At 71.0% G+C, this 14,067-nt stretch carries 19 protein-coding genes; 4 read left to right on the top strand and 15 right to left on the bottom strand.

Annotated features, from left to right (window positions below; genetic code table 11):
- The first annotated feature begins 102 nt into the window (after positions 1-102).
- Positions 103-294 (top strand): hypothetical protein, encoded by a 192-nt coding sequence (locus ACIQFZ_RS33235; protein ID WP_365419065.1) that lies wholly within the window; start codon positions 103-105, stop codon positions 292-294.
- A 13-nt stretch (positions 295-307) separates the two neighbouring features.
- Here ACIQFZ_RS33235 and ACIQFZ_RS33240 read toward each other — a convergent pair whose 3' ends face one another.
- Both ACIQFZ_RS33240 and ACIQFZ_RS33245 read right to left on the bottom strand, forming a co-directional pair.
- The gene (locus ACIQFZ_RS33240; RefSeq protein ID WP_402692966.1) at positions 308-1,027 is read right to left on the bottom strand and encodes an HAD family hydrolase; all 720 of its coding nucleotides are present in this window, start codon (positions 1,025-1,027) and stop codon (positions 308-310) included.
- 29 nt (positions 1,028-1,056) lie between these two features.
- The gene (locus tag ACIQFZ_RS33245; protein WP_365776271.1) at positions 1,057-1,935 is read right to left on the bottom strand and encodes a GntR family transcriptional regulator; all 879 of its coding nucleotides are present in this window, start codon (positions 1,933-1,935) and stop codon (positions 1,057-1,059) included.
- A gap of 181 nt (positions 1,936-2,116) precedes the next feature.
- On the opposite strand from ACIQFZ_RS33245, the gene ACIQFZ_RS33250 reads away from it, so the two are divergent.
- On the top strand, positions 2,117-2,305 hold the full coding sequence (locus tag ACIQFZ_RS33250) for a hypothetical protein (RefSeq protein ID WP_402692967.1): 189 nt from the start codon (positions 2,117-2,119) through the stop codon (positions 2,303-2,305).
- A gap of 42 nt (positions 2,306-2,347) precedes the next feature.
- Here ACIQFZ_RS33250 and ACIQFZ_RS33255 read toward each other — a convergent pair whose 3' ends face one another.
- From ACIQFZ_RS33255 to ACIQFZ_RS33270, 4 genes are all read right to left on the bottom strand, one after another.
- Complete coding sequence (locus ACIQFZ_RS33255) at positions 2,348-3,256, bottom strand: winged helix-turn-helix domain-containing protein (RefSeq protein ID WP_402692968.1); 909 nt, start codon at positions 3,254-3,256, stop codon at positions 2,348-2,350.
- A 406-nt stretch (positions 3,257-3,662) separates the two neighbouring features.
- Complete coding sequence (locus ACIQFZ_RS33260) at positions 3,663-4,922, bottom strand: GNAT family N-acetyltransferase (RefSeq protein WP_365419077.1); 1,260 nt, start codon at positions 4,920-4,922, stop codon at positions 3,663-3,665.
- A 109-nt stretch (positions 4,923-5,031) separates the two neighbouring features.
- Positions 5,032-6,045 carry an asparaginase gene (locus ACIQFZ_RS33265; RefSeq protein ID WP_365419080.1) on the bottom strand — a complete coding sequence of 338 codons (1,014 nt, stop codon included), beginning with the start codon at positions 6,043-6,045 and terminating at the stop codon, positions 5,032-5,034.
- Positions 6,046-6,158: 113 nt separating this feature from the next.
- Entirely contained in the window at positions 6,159-6,827 is a 669-nt protein-coding gene (locus tag ACIQFZ_RS33270; RefSeq protein WP_402692969.1) for an AmfC protein, read from the bottom strand.
- A 172-nt stretch (positions 6,828-6,999) separates the two neighbouring features.
- Between ACIQFZ_RS33270 and dtd the strand changes: the two genes are divergently transcribed.
- Complete coding sequence (gene dtd, locus ACIQFZ_RS33275) at positions 7,000-7,425, top strand: D-aminoacyl-tRNA deacylase (protein WP_402692970.1); 426 nt, start codon at positions 7,000-7,002, stop codon at positions 7,423-7,425.
- 26 nt (positions 7,426-7,451) lie between these two features.
- Here dtd and ACIQFZ_RS33280 read toward each other — a convergent pair whose 3' ends face one another.
- The 3 genes from ACIQFZ_RS33280 to ACIQFZ_RS33290 form a co-directional block, all read right to left on the bottom strand.
- Positions 7,452-8,417, bottom strand: coding sequence for a folate-binding protein (locus ACIQFZ_RS33280; protein WP_365419087.1), 966 nt, complete (start codon positions 8,415-8,417; stop codon positions 7,452-7,454).
- Positions 8,418-8,427: 10 nt separating this feature from the next.
- Positions 8,428-8,901 carry a Fur family transcriptional regulator gene (locus tag ACIQFZ_RS33285; RefSeq protein ID WP_402692971.1) on the bottom strand — a complete coding sequence of 158 codons (474 nt, stop codon included), beginning with the start codon at positions 8,899-8,901 and terminating at the stop codon, positions 8,428-8,430.
- 80 nt (positions 8,902-8,981) lie between these two features.
- Positions 8,982-9,557 (bottom strand): FABP family protein, encoded by a 576-nt coding sequence (locus ACIQFZ_RS33290; RefSeq protein WP_365419093.1) that lies wholly within the window; start codon positions 9,555-9,557, stop codon positions 8,982-8,984.
- 275 nt (positions 9,558-9,832) lie between these two features.
- Here ACIQFZ_RS33290 and ACIQFZ_RS33295 point away from each other — a divergent pair, with 275 nt between their 5' ends.
- Complete coding sequence (locus tag ACIQFZ_RS33295) at positions 9,833-10,195, top strand: DsrE family protein (RefSeq protein WP_402692972.1); 363 nt, start codon at positions 9,833-9,835, stop codon at positions 10,193-10,195.
- Positions 10,196-10,220: 25 nt separating this feature from the next.
- Here the strand turns inward: ACIQFZ_RS33295 and ACIQFZ_RS33300 are convergent, their stop codons facing one another.
- From ACIQFZ_RS33300 to ACIQFZ_RS33325, 6 genes are all read right to left on the bottom strand, one after another.
- Complete coding sequence (locus ACIQFZ_RS33300; protein ID WP_365419099.1) at positions 10,221-10,478, bottom strand: DUF3099 domain-containing protein; 258 nt, start codon at positions 10,476-10,478, stop codon at positions 10,221-10,223.
- Between the two features lie 152 nt (positions 10,479-10,630).
- Positions 10,631-10,918: a DUF1416 domain-containing protein gene (locus ACIQFZ_RS33305; protein WP_100569102.1), complete on the bottom strand. Its 288-nt coding sequence runs from the start codon at positions 10,916-10,918 to the stop codon at positions 10,631-10,633.
- Positions 10,919-10,967: 49 nt separating this feature from the next.
- Entirely contained in the window at positions 10,968-11,813 is an 846-nt protein-coding gene (locus tag ACIQFZ_RS33310; RefSeq protein WP_365419102.1) for a sulfurtransferase, read from the bottom strand.
- Positions 11,814-11,950: 137 nt separating this feature from the next.
- Positions 11,951-12,031 (bottom strand): putative leader peptide, encoded by an 81-nt coding sequence (locus tag ACIQFZ_RS33315; protein WP_355139345.1) that lies wholly within the window; start codon positions 12,029-12,031, stop codon positions 11,951-11,953.
- A 205-nt stretch (positions 12,032-12,236) separates the two neighbouring features.
- Entirely contained in the window at positions 12,237-12,980 is a 744-nt protein-coding gene (locus tag ACIQFZ_RS33320) for a DUF2993 domain-containing protein (RefSeq protein WP_365419105.1), read from the bottom strand.
- Positions 12,981-13,119: 139 nt separating this feature from the next.
- Positions 13,120-14,067 (bottom strand): hypothetical protein (locus tag ACIQFZ_RS33325; RefSeq protein WP_402692973.1); only part of this gene is annotated, 948 nt, incomplete at its 5' end.

Here is a 14,067-nt window from a genome sequence, read left to right on the forward strand (position 1 = left end):
GCCTGCCGCGTTAAGCGATCAGCAGGACAGGGGACATCCATTCCAAGACAACCAGCCCAATTGGTCTGCTGGTTGGCCGCCTCACTGAAACTGGAAGGGTGGGTGGGGAACGTGATCCTGCTGCAACTGCTCCGGATCCTGGGGGAGTTCCTCCTGACGAACGAGGTACGGGCCCGGCTGGGCGTGCTGGGACTGGCTCTACTGGTCGCGATCACCGTGGGCATACGGGCCCGCGACACCCGGCTCGCGGTCGGTGCGGCCGTCGCGTTCACCCTGCTGATGACTCAGGCCTGAACCGGCGGGGCGCTCAGGCCCGATCCCGCAGGATCTGCAGCACCGGCTCCAGGGAGTCCACGACCACGGTGGCGCCCGCCTCCCTGAGCAGTTTCTCCTTGCGGGCGTTGTGGGCGTAGCCGAGGAAGGGCACGCCTGCCCGCAGGGAGGCCTCGTGGTCCGTGGGGGTGTCTCCGATCATCAGGGCCTGCGCGGGAGAGGCGCCCGTGGCGGTCAGGGCGCGGTTCAGGCAGTGCGGGTCGGGCTTGAGGTGTGCCAGGTCCCGGGTGCGTCCGTAGACGTGGGGGGCGAAGCAGGGGTCGAGGTCGCGGCCCACGAGGTACTCGCGCACCACGAGGGGCGAGTTGTTGGTGGTGATGGCCAGGCGCGAGTCCAGCGCCTTCCAGGTGCGGATCAGCGAGTCGGCGTACGGAGTGGGCAGCGCGGAGGCAACGGCTCGCAGCTCCTCCTGGGTCAGCCGCGCCTCCAGTTCTGCCACGAGGTCGCTGCCGGGGTGCCGGCGGTCCACGACGCGCAGGACGACGTGCGGGTCCAGCGACTGCCGTTCGGAGTCGGTCAGCAGGCCGTGCAGGCCCTGGTCTTCCAGCCATCGCACCAGTTCGTTCGCCACCCTCTCCGCCGAGTGTCCGGCGAACAGCCGGCAGATCGGCCCGTCGAAGTCCCAGAGCACGACACGGGCATCCTCGATCAGGTTCCGCAGTTCCTCGGTCTCGTTTCCGGTCTCAGCTGTCACCGCTTCGGTCTGCGTCGTATCAGAAGTCACTAGGAGAGTGTCAGATCCGAAGTGATGGTTTCCCAGAGGGCGTCGAACCACTTCTGCGATTCCGTCACGAACGCGGCGTCACGCTGCCCGGTCGCCTTCTCGAAGGAGAACAGCAGGGACTCCGTGCCGAGGACGTCGTACATGTCCAGCGTCCCGTCGTCCGCCCGCTCCTCGCGGCGGGTGACCATGTAGTACGCGATCAGCGCCTCCGCGCCGTTGAGCAGGTAGAGCTTGACCGGCGGAGTGAAGGGCAGCGCGCGGAACCTCACGCGGACGTCGATGCCGTGGGTGGCGCGCAGGGCCTTGAGGTTGTGGCTCAGGACGTGGCCCTGGGCATTGCGCTGGGCCAGCCAGCGCTGGTGGACCGGGTCGTCCTCGCTCGGCCGGTCCACCGAGATCGGGAAGGCAAGGTCGATGTTGCGGGACGGCAGCAGAATGCGCACGTCGATCGACTCGGGGCGCAACCGGCCCTCGTGGATGAGGCGCAGGGGCTCGCCGACGGCGACCATCAGGGTCTCGGCCGTGAGGCAGGCCGCGTCGATCCTGACCTGCCGGGCCGAGAAGGCCTCCACGAGCCGGGGCGCGAGGCCGACCATCGTCGGCTGCGGCTCCGCGCGAGCGGCGACGGGCACGGCGACGCGTGGCGGGCTGCCCTTGGTGACATTGCTGAGCAGGCCGTCCCCCTGGAGCACCCGCAGGGCCTGGCGCACGGTGCCGCGCTCCACCCCGAACTCCTCGGCGAGTTCAGCCTGGGTGGGCAGGCGGTCGCCCGGCCGGAGCTCGCCGGTGCGGATCCGCTCCCGCAGGGCCTCGGCGATCTCCTGGGGCGAGCTTCTTCTGCTGCCGTTCACGGCCACGCTCTCCTGGGTCACAACCAAACGGTACAACTTTGGTCCATCTAAAGGCAGTTGTTTGAAACTTGTTTATAGATAGCTGCCAAGTGGGGACAACTAAAGCAGAGTTGGTGACCAACTTGATGGAGTTGGTGGAAGTTTTCGCCCTCTCCCCGACACCCCCCACGCTCATCCCGGCCAACAACCGTCCGAAGGGGGAATCGCCATGCCTGCTCTCGCTCTTGTGTCAGCCATCTTCGCCGTCGGCTTCGAGGAACTCGTGCAGTGGAAGTACGGCGCGATGGGCATCATCGGCCTGCTGCTGCTCACCGTCGGCATCAAGGCCAAGAACCCGACCCTCAGCTCCGTGGGGGCCGTGGTGCTGGCGGTGCTGCTCGCGGGGCCTGCCCTGTGACACGCGGATCCCCGGCGTCCGGGCCACTCCCCGTGGGAGGCGTCAGCTCGTGAGCAGCAGCTCCGAACTGATCGTCTCCCACAGTGCGTTGAACCACACATGGGACTGCTCGACGAAGGTCGTGTCGCGCGGGTCGGCGCCCTGCTCGAAGGCGAAGAGGATCGACCGGGTGCCCTCCGCGTCGTACAACTCCAGGTGTTCGTGGTCGATCTCCTGCTCACGCCGCCGCAGCGTGTAGTACGCGAACAGCGCCTCCCTGTCGTTGAGCAGGTACAGCTTGACCGGCGGAGTGAAGGGAAGCGCGCGGAAGCTCACGCGCACGTCGATGCCGTGGGTGGCGCGCAGGGCCAGCAGGTTGTGCTTGAGCACCTGGCCCTGGGCGTTGCGCTGGGCCAGCCAGCGGCGGCGCAGCGGGCCGGCGTCGGAGGCGTCCACCGGCGCGGGGAAGGCAAGGTGGATGTCCCGGCTGGGCAGCAGCACACGGACGTCGATCTTGGCCGGTTTCAGTTGCCCGGCGTGGATCTGCCGCAGCGGCTCGCCGATGGCCAGGGTGAGCGAGATCGCGGTCAGGCACAGGGCGTCGATCTCGACGTGGGGGGCGCCGAAGGCGGCCGCGATACGGGGCGCGAGGGCGGCCGTGGTGGGCAGCGGCGGGGCGGCGGGGCCGGTCAAGGCCCCCACCGGGCCGGCTGCGACGGTCGCCGGGCTCCCCTTGGACACGTTGGTGAGCAGGTGCTCCGACTGGAGGATGCGCAGGGCCTGGCGCACCGCTCCGCGCTCGACACCGAACTCGTCGGCCAGCCTGGCCTGGGTGGGCATGCGCTGGCCCTGCCGCAGCACTCCGGTCTTGATCCGGTGCCGCAGTTCGTCGGCCACCTCGCGGTGTGACCTCTGTGGCCGCTGTGACCTCTTCCGCCCATTGGCGGAGGCGTGTTCCGGGTCCACGGCCAAACAGTACAACTTCCCGCCATCTTCCGGCAGTTCGCTGAAAGGTGGTTATGAGCCGCTTCCAAGCGGAGATAACAGCAGTGGAGTTGGTAGCCAACTTGAGCGACATGGCCAAACTTTCGAAGTGTTGGCCACCAGGGTGACGGTTGGAAGACCTACGACCGTGCTCCCTTCCGGAGGGGAGCCGGGAGCTCGGTCGGTCGGCACGCCAACGGGGAGCGGCAGCCGGCAGTCCGGCACCGCACGGCACAGCCACAACTGAACAGCCGGCACGCAGTCGGCACGGTCGGCACAGCCACAACCGAACAAACCGCACAGCCACAACTGAAGACCGTCTCGTACAGCCACAACCGAACAGCAAGCTACGGATGCGTCATACCTGTCACCCGCCACCGGCAGGAAGGAGCGCTCAGAACATGTCCGGGCACCAAGGCCGCCTGGACGTACGCAGCAGGGCGTCCGCCCCTCGGGCGGCGCCCGCTCGTTCTTCCCGGACCCGGCCCAGCGCGGCGAGCCGCACCGCCGACTCGTCGCCGAGCCACAGGGTCGCCAACTGAGCCACGTCCAGCGTCAGATCGGCGCTCTCGGTCGTCGGCGTGCAGATCCCTCCGGCGGGCGACGCCTCCAGCCGCCAGCGCCCGCCGGCCATTCCGGCCCGGTCCAGGACCTCCAGCACCAGCGTTCCCGTGCCCTCGTACGTCCTCGCCTCGAGGGCCCGTGCGACGTCGAGGATCCGCACCCACAGCCAGTCCGCGTGCGTGGTGGCGGTGGCGGCGCGCGGATCCGGCAGGAAGTGCGGGAGCAGGTCGTCAGGGGCCCGCCAGCCGCTCCTGACCTTCATGATCCAGTCGATCGAGCACAGGTGGAGCCACAGCGCGCGCTCGGCGGCCGGGGTCACCGCGATCAGATTCTTCACCGTGGCCGTGTTCAGCGGCTGCTTGGCGTCCGACCAGGTCTCGTCGCAGTGGTACAGCGCCAGCCCCTCGACCGTGCCGTCCGCCGCGCGGTAGACGGCATGGAAGGGCTCGGTCCAGGGGCGGCCGTCCGAGCGCAGAGCGCCGGTCGTGACCTGCCACCAGCGCTCGGAGCGGTCGATCGCGCCGGGCTGGGCGCGGCGCAGCCGCTCGTGCAGCTCCGGACCGAGCTTGCGCACATCGTCGACGTCCACGAGGTCGACCCGGCCGCCGTCCTCCGGACCCGCCCGGCGCGGGTCGAGTCCGGCCCGGGGCACGTCGATCGTCCACTCGGTCATCCAGGTGGCCGGCCCGAAGCCGTAGCGGCCGTAGATCGGGTACTCGGCGGCGATCAGGGTCGCCACGACGTCACCGCGCTCCTTCGCGGCCGCCAGGTCCTGGGCCATCATCCGGGTCAGCAGGCCGCGGCGGCGGTGGGTGGCGGTGACGGTCACATTGGATATGGCGTCGGCGGGAACGGTCGCGCCGCCCACGGCCGTGAGCTCCTGCGGGAAGGACCGGAACGTCGCCACGCACCGGCCCGCGTCGAAGGCGCCGAGGGTGCGGGACGGCTCGATGTACGTGCGCCGGTCGGCGATCTCGGCGTCGGAGACGCCGGGGGGACGCAGGAAGCCGGTGTTCAGGGCGCGGACCCAGTCGGGGATCTCGGCGTCGGTGATGGGGCGTACGTCGATATCGGGGCTGGCGGCAGTCATGGGGTGACAGTAGGGGGGCCGGGGGCGGGGTGTCGCGATGTTTTCCACGCCCCGCCGCCCCGGCCTCGTCGCGCCTCCGTGCCGTCCTTCAGGGGCTGCTCCGCCGAGGTCAGAAGGCCGCCCGGATCTCCCCCACCTGCCGGCCGCCGCCCAGCAGCGGGGCGTGCCCGATGCGTTCGAGCACCGGGGCGTCCAGGCCCATCAGGGTCAGGGCGCGAGCCAGCACCGGGCCGAGGGTCCTCGTGCCACCGTCGTCGATCTTGAAGGCCAGGGCGCGGCCGTCCGGGAGGGCGACGGCCTGGACGGCCTCCGCGCCCATCTTGGACAGGGCACCGGGGACCTCGCGCATCAGCCAGGTGTCGGGGCGGCGGGTGCCGGCGACGTACTCGGGGTGGGCGCGCATGGCGTCCGCGACACGGCGCTCGGGGGTGCCGGGCGCGGCGAGGACGAAGGCGCGGTAGGCGCGGGCCAGGCCCGTCAGGCTGATCGCCGCCAGCGGCGCGCCGCAGCCGTCCGTGCCGACCGCCGCCACCGGCTCGCCCGCCGCCTCCTCCACAACGGTGTGGACGATCCGCTGGAGCGGGTGCTCGGGGTCGAGGTACGACTCCAGCGGCCAGTCGCGCAGCGCGCACGCCGCCAGCATCGCGGTGTGCTTGCCGGAGCAGTTCATCACCACCCGGTCGCGCACCGACCCGGCTGCCAGGTAGGTCTCCTTCTCCTCCGGGTCCAGCGGCAGGTCCGGCGGGCACTGCAACTGGGCCGGGGTCAGCCCGTGCTCGCCGAGCATCTTGTGGACCAGGTCGCGGTGGAAGACCTCCCCGGAGTGGCTGGCCGCCGCGAGTGCCAGGCGCTCACCGGCCAGGTCGAGCCCGGCGCGCAGCACCCCCGCCGCCTGCATCGGCTTGTTGGACGAGCGCGGGAAGACCGGCGCGCTCACGTCCCCCAGCGCGCACTCCACCGAACCGTCCGCGGCCAGCACCACCAGACTGCCCCGGTGCCGCCCCTCCACGAACCCCGAGCGGACCACCTCGGCGAGCACGGGCGACACCGCGTCCGACGCGGACGCCAGGGCGGAGGACGGGGCGGCGGAGGGCACGGCGGAGGGAGCTGTGGACGCGGACATCGGCGGTGGCCTTCCGGGCGACAGACGGAAAACAAGCGGAAACAGGGGGATCGGGCGAGAGCAAGGGAAACCCGCTCCCCCACGCCGGTCCCGGGGTCTCCACGGCCGTCGCGTCAGATGAGCAGGTCGTCGACTTGCGCTTCCCCTTCACGGTACCTGCGGGCGATCTCCGTGCCGCATCCGTCGGCCGTGCGCTGCAACTGCTGCCGCCGCCCGGACACCTGCTGCTCGTACCGCACCAGCCGCCCCATCGCCGCGCCCAACTCCCGGTCCGTACGCGCCCCGAGGTCCGACAGTTCGACCTCGGCGAGCATCTGGGCGGCCAGCTGCCGGTACTCCTCCCCGTGCGGTGTGCCGAGCGTCACATGCCGGGCGGAGGAGCGCTGCCGGGCGGGCGCGTCCTTGAGGATCTCCGCGAGGCGCCCGACGACGGACCCCTGCTCGGGCGCGGGCACCTGCCCGGCGCCCACAACGGACTCCGGCCCGCGCCGGGCCAGCTCCGCGCGCAGGATGTCGATCCGCCCCTGAAGCAGCCGCCGCACGTAGCTCAGGTCGGCCTCGTCCCGCTGCGCCTGCCGGCGCAGGGCGCGCAGCTCCGGCAGGCTCAGCACGGTCAGGTCGGGATGCCGGGCGTACCCCGTGTTCGACGAGCTGGGCTCGGGGTGCACAGCGGGCGGCCCGGGGCTGTCGGTGCGCTGCACGGGCGGCCGGTGGGCCTCGGTGACATCCGCGAGGATGGGCGAGGCCGCCACGGGCTGCCGCTCGGTACTCGATGTGCTCATGGCGCCTCAACCGTCCCCTCGACCGGCGCGTACGACAGCATCGTGCCACCCTGAGTGGCCAGTATGTGACCGAGTGCCCCCGATCAGCCCCGGATGGAGGGTTACGGAGCTCAAAGAGGCACGATATGGACCCCTCGCGGCACCCGGACGGCCGAGAGGCATCATGGTCGGCATGCGTGCAGTGGTGCAGAGGGTGGACGGCGCGAGCGTCGTCGTGGACGGCGAGACGGTGGGGGCCATCGAGGGCGAGGGGCTGTGCGTCCTCGTCGGGGTCACCCACGAGGACACCAAGGAGAAGGCGGCGCAGCTGGCCCGCAAGCTCTGGTCGATCCGCATGCTGCACGACGAGAGGTCGTGCAGCGACATCGGCGCCCCGCTGTTGGTCATCAGCCAGTTCACGCTGTACGGCGACGCCCGCAAGGGCCGCCGCCCCACCTGGAACGCGGCCGCGCCCGGCGAGGTCGCCGAACCCCTGGTGGACGAGGTGGTCGCGCAGCTGCGCTCCCTGGGCGCGACGGTCGCGACGGGCCGGTTCGGCGCGTCGATGCGGGTGTCGCTGACGAACGACGGCCCGTTCACCGTCCTGCTGGAGATATGAGCCGGGAGCCGGGAGCCTCGCGGAGGCTACGGCTCCACGACCACTTCCTGCGCCGCCGCCGTCTCCCCCGCCATCAGTCGTGCGTCCACCGGCACGTTCCGCTTGATCAGGGCGAGCGCGACCGGTCCGAGCTCGTAGTGCCGTACGGACGTGGTGATGAAGCCGATCTTGCGGCCGTCCGGGCCCTCGTCGGCGAGATGGATCCCGGTGCCGTGCGCCGGCAGGTGGACCTCGCTGCCGTCGAGGTGCAGAAAGACCAGGCGGCGCGGCGGCTTGCCAAGGTTCTGCACCCGGGCCACGGTCTCCTGACCGCGGTAGCAGCCCTTCTGGAGGTGCACCGCCGTGCCGATCCAGCCCAGCTCGTGCGGGATGGTGCGGTGGTCGGTCTCGAAGCCGAGCCGGGGCCGGTGCTGCTCGACGCGCAGGGCCTCGTGGGCGAGGATGCCGGCCGCCGGGCCGGCCTGGCCCGCGTAGGACTCCAGGTCCTCGCGGGGCAGGAAGAGGTCGCGGCCGTAGGCGGTCTCCCGCACGACGGCCCCTTCGGGCGTGTCGGCGATCGAACCGGCCGGCAGGTGCACGACGGCGAAGTCGGCGGTCCGGTCGGCGACCTCGACCCGGTAGAAGAACTTCATCGACTCCAGGTAGGCGATCAGCGCCTCCTGGGTGCCGGGCTCCACATGGGCCCAGACCGTCTCGCCGTCGTCGACCAGGTAGAGCGCGTGCTCGATGTGGCCGTGCGCGGACAGGATCAGCGCCTCGGTGGCCTGGCCGGCCGGCAGCTCGCTGACGTGCTGGGTGAGCAGCAGGTGCAGCCAGCTCAGCCGGTCCTCGCCGGAGACGGTGACGACACCGCGGTGCGAGAGGTCGACGAATCCGGCACCGTCCGCGAGGGCGCGCTGCTCGCGGAACAGGTCGCCGTAGTGGGCGGCGACGCCTTCGTCCACGCCCTCGGCCTGGACGGCGCCGGGCAGGGACAGCAGGGGGCTCTTCATGAACACAAGCCTACGACTCGGTACTTGGACTCCTGCCGGCCGAGGCACCTGAAGCCCCCGTCGCGGCCTTGCGCGCGCAGTCCGCGCACCGCCCGAAGATCGCGAAGTGCTTCATGTCCGTGTCGAAGCCGAACTGCTCCCGCAGCTTCGCGGTGAACTCGGCCGCCACCGACAGGTCCGCCTCGATGACATCGGTGCAGTCCCGGCAGACCAGATGGATGTGGTGGTGCCGGTCCGCCAGGTGGTACGTCGGCGCACCGTGCCCCAGATGGGCGTGGCTGACCAGCCCGAGCTCCTCCAGGAGCTCCAGGGTCCGGTACACCGTGGAGATGTTCACCCCCGAAGCGGTCTTCCGCACCTCGCCGAGGATGGCGTCGGGTGTCGCGTGCTCCAGGCTGTCGACGGCTTCGAGCACGAGTTGCCGCTGCGGGGTCAGCCGGTAGCCACGCTGCCGCAGATCGCTCTTCCAGTCGGTGCTCACCACACCCCAAGTCTAGGGTCTTTCGTTCGGATCAGCCCGGCATGATCCAAACGAGAGGCCCTAGGGCTGCGACCCGGCCCGGCTTACTTGAAGAAGGCGATGCCGTCGTCCGGGAGGTCGTCCGGGAGGGCCTTGGCCCAGCGCTCGACCTGCTCGGGGGTGACGACCTTCTTCAGGTGGGCGGACATGTAGGGGCGCAGCTCGACCTCGGGGGTCTGCTTCTCGCCGACCCACATCAGGTCGCTCTTGACGTAGCCGTACAGCCGCTTGCCGCCGGTGTAGGGGCGGGAGGCGGCGGTGCGGGCGACCGCGTCGGTGGCCAGCTCGATCTGCGGCTTCTTGTGGGCCAGCTCGCCGTACCAGATCTCGATGACGCCGTCGTCGCGGGTCATCGTGACCTCGACCTTGCGGTCGGCGTCGATCCGCCAGAAGCCGGACTCGGTCTCCAGCGGCTTCACCTTGTTGCCGTCGTTGTCCAGCACCCAGGTATGGGAGTGGTACTCGAGGAAGTCCCGGCCGTCGTGGGTGAAGCTGACCTCCTGGCCGAAGTTGCACTTCTCGGCGCCCGGGAAGTCGTGCACGCCGGCCCCGGCCCAGTCGCCGAGCAGGAAGGCGAGGGGAACCAGGTCCTTGTGGAGGTCGGACGGAATCTCGATCATGAGCAACTGTTCCTGGATGTCGTCGTCAGCGCTGGCCCTGGTACAGCTTCTTCACGGTCAGGTAGGCGAAGGCGAGAACGCCGACGCAGACCAGGACCAGCAGGGTTTCGAAGAAGATCTCCACGGGGTGCTCCTCGGTTGAGCAGGTGCGGTACATACGCAGGGCCGGCCCCCAGCTTAGTCGGCCCGGAGCCGGCCCTCTTGGCGAGGTGCGCCCCCGGTCTCGGGCGAGCGGTCCGCTCCGCGTCCGCAGGCGACTTGATTACGATTCGGGCATGGCGAAGAAGCTGGTGATCAAGGTGACCGCGGGGGCGGACGCTCCCGAGCGGTGTTCTCAGGCGTTCACGGTGGCGGCGGTGGCCGCGGCCAGCGGGGTGGACGTCTCCCTGTGGCTGACCGGGGAGTCCTCCTGGTTCGCGCTGCCGGGCCGGGCCGCCGAGTTCAAGCTGCCGCACGCCGCTGCGCTGCCCGACCTGATCGAGTCGATCCTCGCGGCCGGCCGGCTCACCCTGTGCACTCAGTGCGCGGCCCGCCGGAACATCACGGAGAAGGACGTCATCGAGGGCGTGCGGATCGCGGGCGCGCAGGTCTTCGTCCAGGAGGCCCTGGGGGACGGGACGCAGGCGCTCGTCTACTGAACGGGCCGAGGGGCGCCCCCGGGAGCTACCGCCGCTTCTTTCCGTCCAGCTCGTCCCACCACTCGTCGGACTTGGGGTCGCCGGACGGGTCGTCCCACCAGCGGTCCTCGGGCCCGCGCCGGTTGGCGACCATCGCGGCGACCGGCGGGATCACCATGGCGACCAGGCACATGCCGACGGCCGCGGGAACCGACCAGATGCGCACGACACCCCACGCCAGGACGAACAGTCCGATGCAGATCCCCATCATGGCGAAGTACACATGCCGACGTCGTGCGTACATGCTTCCAGGGTAGGTCCGCGGGGGCCTGACGTGCCGGGGCGGGAACGCCGGAAGGGCCGCACCCCGGGCGTCCAACCCGTGGGGTGCGGCCCTTCGGCCGTACCGTGCTCAGCCTGCTCCGACAGCGTCGGCAGCCCCGGCCGCTCGACCGCTCAGACCGCGATCGCGACCTCCGCGAGGCCGCCCTGCTGGGCGACGACCGTGCGGTCGGCGCTGGCGCCGGGGACGAGGGCGCGGACGGTCCAGGTGCCCTCGGCCGCGTAGAACCGGAACTGGCCCGTGGCGGAGGTGGGGACCTCCGCGGTGAACTCGCCGGTCGAGTCCAGCAGACGGACGTAGCCCGTCACCGGCTCGCCGTCGCGGGTCACCTGGCCCTGGATCGTCGTCTCACCGGGCTTGATCGTCGAGGCGTCCGGGCCGCCGGCCTTCGCTCCACACATGTGCTTCTCCAGAGGTTCGATGAGGTCGAAACGGTCTGAACCGTCTTGCTTACTTGCCGGCGCCGAGCTCGATCGGCACGCCCACCAGGGAGCCGTACTCGGTCCAGGAGCCGTCGTAGTTCTTGACGTTCTGCACGCCGAGCAGCTCGTGCAGCACGAACCAGGTCAGCGCGGAGCGCTCACCGATGCGGCACAGGGCGATGGTGTCCTTCGACAGGTCGACACGCTCGTCCTCGTAGAGGGCCTTGAGCTCGTCGTCCGACTTGAAGGTGCCGTCGTCGTTGGCGTTCTTCGACCACGGGATGTTCCGGGAGGTCGGCACGTGACCGGGGCGCTGCGACTGCTCCTGCGGCAGGTGGGCCGGCGCGAGCAGCTTGCCGGAGAACTCGTCGGGGGAGCGGACGTCGACGATGTTCAGTTTGCCGATCGCCTCCACGACCTCGTCGCGGAAGGCGCGGATGGAGGTGTCCTGCGGCTTGGCCCGGTACGCGGTCTTCGGACGCTCCGGCACGTCGGTGCCGTCGACCAGCTCGCGGGCGTCCAGCTCCCACTTCTTGCGGCCGCCGTCGAGGAGCTTGACGTTCTCGTGGCCGTACAGCTTGAAGTACCAGTAGGCGTACGACGCGAACCAGTTGTTGTTGCCGCCGTAGAGGATCACCGTGTGGTCGTTGGCGATGCCCTTCTCCGACAGGAGCTTCTCGAAGCCGGCCTGGTCGATGAAGTCACGGCGCACCGGGTCCTGGAGGTCCTTGGTCCAGTCGATCCGGATGGCGTTCTTGATGTGGTTCTTGTCGTACGCGGACGTGTCCTCGTCCACCTCGACGATGGCGATGCTCGGGTCGTCCAGGTGTTCCTGGACCCAGTCGGCCTCGACCAGGACGTCGCTGCGGCTCATGCTCAATCTCCTCCGGGGCAGGTACGGCGGGGCGTGCGAGTGCGAGGGGGCGCGCGGGTACGCGTTCGATGCCGGCTGTACGGCGCGCGGGTGGCCCCGGGTCGTCGCGGGGCGGGGATACGGGAGAGAGCTCCCGCTCAGGAAGTGCGACAGAGCATGGCGGCAACACGGCACAGGTCCACTGCCCGCCGCTTCGTGAGATCCGCCTGTCGCTGCATGGGGTCGATCGTAGGGAGGGACGGGCGGGCGTGTCACCGGCATGTCGGATACTGAGACATGATCGTCCGGGATGTGGGAATGAAAGAGCGCCCGAACCGTCGCCGTACGACCTTCGGGCGCTCGTGTCCGTTCTCGATCCCGCAGGCATCTGCGGTGCGGACGAGGGTGTCTCGCCAGTCGGACAACCTTTTGTTCACCGCATGTCTACCCGGCCAGCTTGACGTCCGAACCCTTCAGGGTGATCTCGACGCCGTCCGCGGCCGCCCGGACCGAGTCCAGGCCGACCCCGGCGGGGAGCCGGTCGATCGCCTGCTGGAAGTCCGTGACCGACCGGACCCGGCCCTCGGGGAGCCGCACTCCACCGACCATGGGCAAGTCGTCGGCGCGCACCTCCACCTTGTCGCCCCGCACGGTGGCCGAGCTGAGCAGGGAGAGCGTCTTGCGCTGCTTGATGCCGAGTACCGCAACCTGGACCTCGACGCCGACCTTGATCTTGCCGTCGCCACCGTCGGAGAGGCCGACCACATGGGCGGTGATGCCGGGGGCGACCTGGGCGGACTCGGACTTCGCGGCCTTGAGCAGCTGGTCGTAGGCGATGGTCGCGGTGCCGGTGGCGGTGGCGGCGGTGGCGGAGCTGTAGTCGCCGGAGAACCGCACGCCCTTCATGTCCGCCGTGATGTCGTCGATACGGATCTTCTGGTCGCCGTTGCCGGTGGCCGCCTCGTAGTCCTTGATGCCGACCTCGACGTCGTCCAGCTCGCCGCTCGCCAGCTGGGTCAGGAAGGGGAAGCCCTTGATGGACACGTCGGGGGTGCTCGCCAGGTTCTCGGTCGTCTTCAGCCGGTCGGCGGCCTGGCCCTCCGCGAGGTGCACCGCGACGCGGTCGACCACCGCGAACAGCACGCCCAGGATCAAGGCGAAGACCAGGAGTATTCGCAGCGCCCGCATGCGGTGATCCCTCTCGGCTCGGCCACCCGACGACCGGAGGGCCGTCAGGCGCGAGCGTAACCCGGCCGCCCGCCCCGGCCGGGGAACTGTCGAGCACCTGTGACAGGCGGGGCGGGCGCACCCACCCGCCCGAGAGGCCCTAGCCCAGCGCCCGTCCCAGCATCCACACCACCGGTGCCGCGGCCGACAGCGGCAGGGCGACGCCGGCCGTGAAGTGCACGAAGCGCGAGGGGTAGTCGTAGCTGGCCGCACGGTGCCCGATCAGCGCGCACACCGCGGCGCCCGCGCCGAGCAGCGCGCCCTTGGCGCCCAGGTCCGTCATGGCGCCGACCGCGATGCCCGCGCCCGCCGCCGCGAGCAGCGCGACGACCACCGAGGCCGCCGCGGGCAGCGGCAGCGACCGCGCCAGGACGGCCACCGCGACCGCCGCCCCGCCGACCGCGACCGCGTCCGGCGGGGCGGCGAGGTAGCCGGTGGCCACGATCGCCAGCGCCGCCGCGGCGACGCTCGCCATCAGGCCGTACATCCGCTCGTCCGGGTCGGCGTGGGAGCGCAGCTGGAGGACGAGGGAGAGCAGCACCCACACCCCGAGCGTGCCCAGGATCGCCGCGGGCGCGTGCTCGCGGCCCGCGGCGAGCACCGCCACGTCCGCGGCGAGCGCGCCCGCGAAGCCGAGGGCGATGCCCTGCCGGGCGGGCCACATGCCGTTCAGCCGGAACCAGCCCGCGGCCGTCACGCCCTGGAGCACGACCAGCGGCACGAGCAGCCCGTAGACGCCGAGCTCCGCCGTGCCGGCCAGCAGCAGCCCCAGCAGCGCCGTGAGCGCGGCCGGCTGCGTCCCGGGCTCGATGATCGGCGAGCGTCCCTCGGCGCGGGCCCGCTGCGCGTCGGTGACCCGGGTGTTTCCGGCGACGGTGGCGGGACCGTAGGCGGGCCCGTCCCCCTCGGGATCGGCGGCCGTCGCTGCGGCGGCCGGGGCGGCGGCCTGCGGCTGCGGCGCGTGCTGCCCCACCGGGGGCAGGTAGGCCGTCTCCGCGGCGGCGGCCGAGGCCGGAGCCTGCGGCTGCGGCGCGTAGGAAGGCGCCTG

Source organism: Streptomyces sp. NPDC093064 (assembly GCF_044754605.1).
GTDB lineage: Bacteria > Actinomycetota > Actinomycetes > Streptomycetales > Streptomycetaceae > Streptomyces.

Coding starts and splice junctions, on each gene's coding strand:
- ACIQFZ_RS33320 (WP_365419105.1), bottom strand. CDS start 12,980: ATGCGGGCGCTGCGAATACTCCTGGTCTTCGCCTTGATCCTGGGCGTG.
- ACIQFZ_RS33310 (WP_365419102.1), bottom strand. CDS start 11,813: ATGAGCCGCAGCGACGTCCTGGTCGAGGCCGACTGGGTCCAGGAACAC.
- ACIQFZ_RS33305 (WP_100569102.1), bottom strand. CDS start 10,918: ATGTGTGGAGCGAAGGCCGGCGGCCCGGACGCCTCGACGATCAAGCCC.
- ACIQFZ_RS33295 (WP_402692972.1), top strand. CDS start 9,833: ATGGCGAAGAAGCTGGTGATCAAGGTGACCGCGGGGGCGGACGCTCCC.
- ACIQFZ_RS33265 (WP_365419080.1), bottom strand. CDS start 6,045: ATGTCCGCGTCCACAGCTCCCTCCGCCGTGCCCTCCGCCGCCCCGTCC.
- ACIQFZ_RS33250 (WP_402692967.1), top strand. CDS start 2,117: ATGCCTGCTCTCGCTCTTGTGTCAGCCATCTTCGCCGTCGGCTTCGAG.
- ACIQFZ_RS33290 (WP_365419093.1), bottom strand. CDS start 9,557: ATGATCGAGATTCCGTCCGACCTCCACAAGGACCTGGTTCCCCTCGCC.
- ACIQFZ_RS33270 (WP_402692969.1), bottom strand. CDS start 6,827: ATGAGCACATCGAGTACCGAGCGGCAGCCCGTGGCGGCCTCGCCCATC.
- ACIQFZ_RS33315 (WP_355139345.1), bottom strand. CDS start 12,031: ATGCAGCGACAGGCGGATCTCACGAAGCGGCGGGCAGTGGACCTGTGC.
- ACIQFZ_RS33260 (WP_365419077.1), bottom strand. CDS start 4,922: ATGACTGCCGCCAGCCCCGATATCGACGTACGCCCCATCACCGACGCC.
- ACIQFZ_RS33300 (WP_365419099.1), bottom strand. CDS start 10,478: ATGTACGCACGACGTCGGCATGTGTACTTCGCCATGATGGGGATCTGC.
- ACIQFZ_RS33280 (WP_365419087.1), bottom strand. CDS start 8,417: ATGAAGAGCCCCCTGCTGTCCCTGCCCGGCGCCGTCCAGGCCGAGGGC.
- dtd (WP_402692970.1), top strand. CDS start 7,000: ATGCGTGCAGTGGTGCAGAGGGTGGACGGCGCGAGCGTCGTCGTGGAC.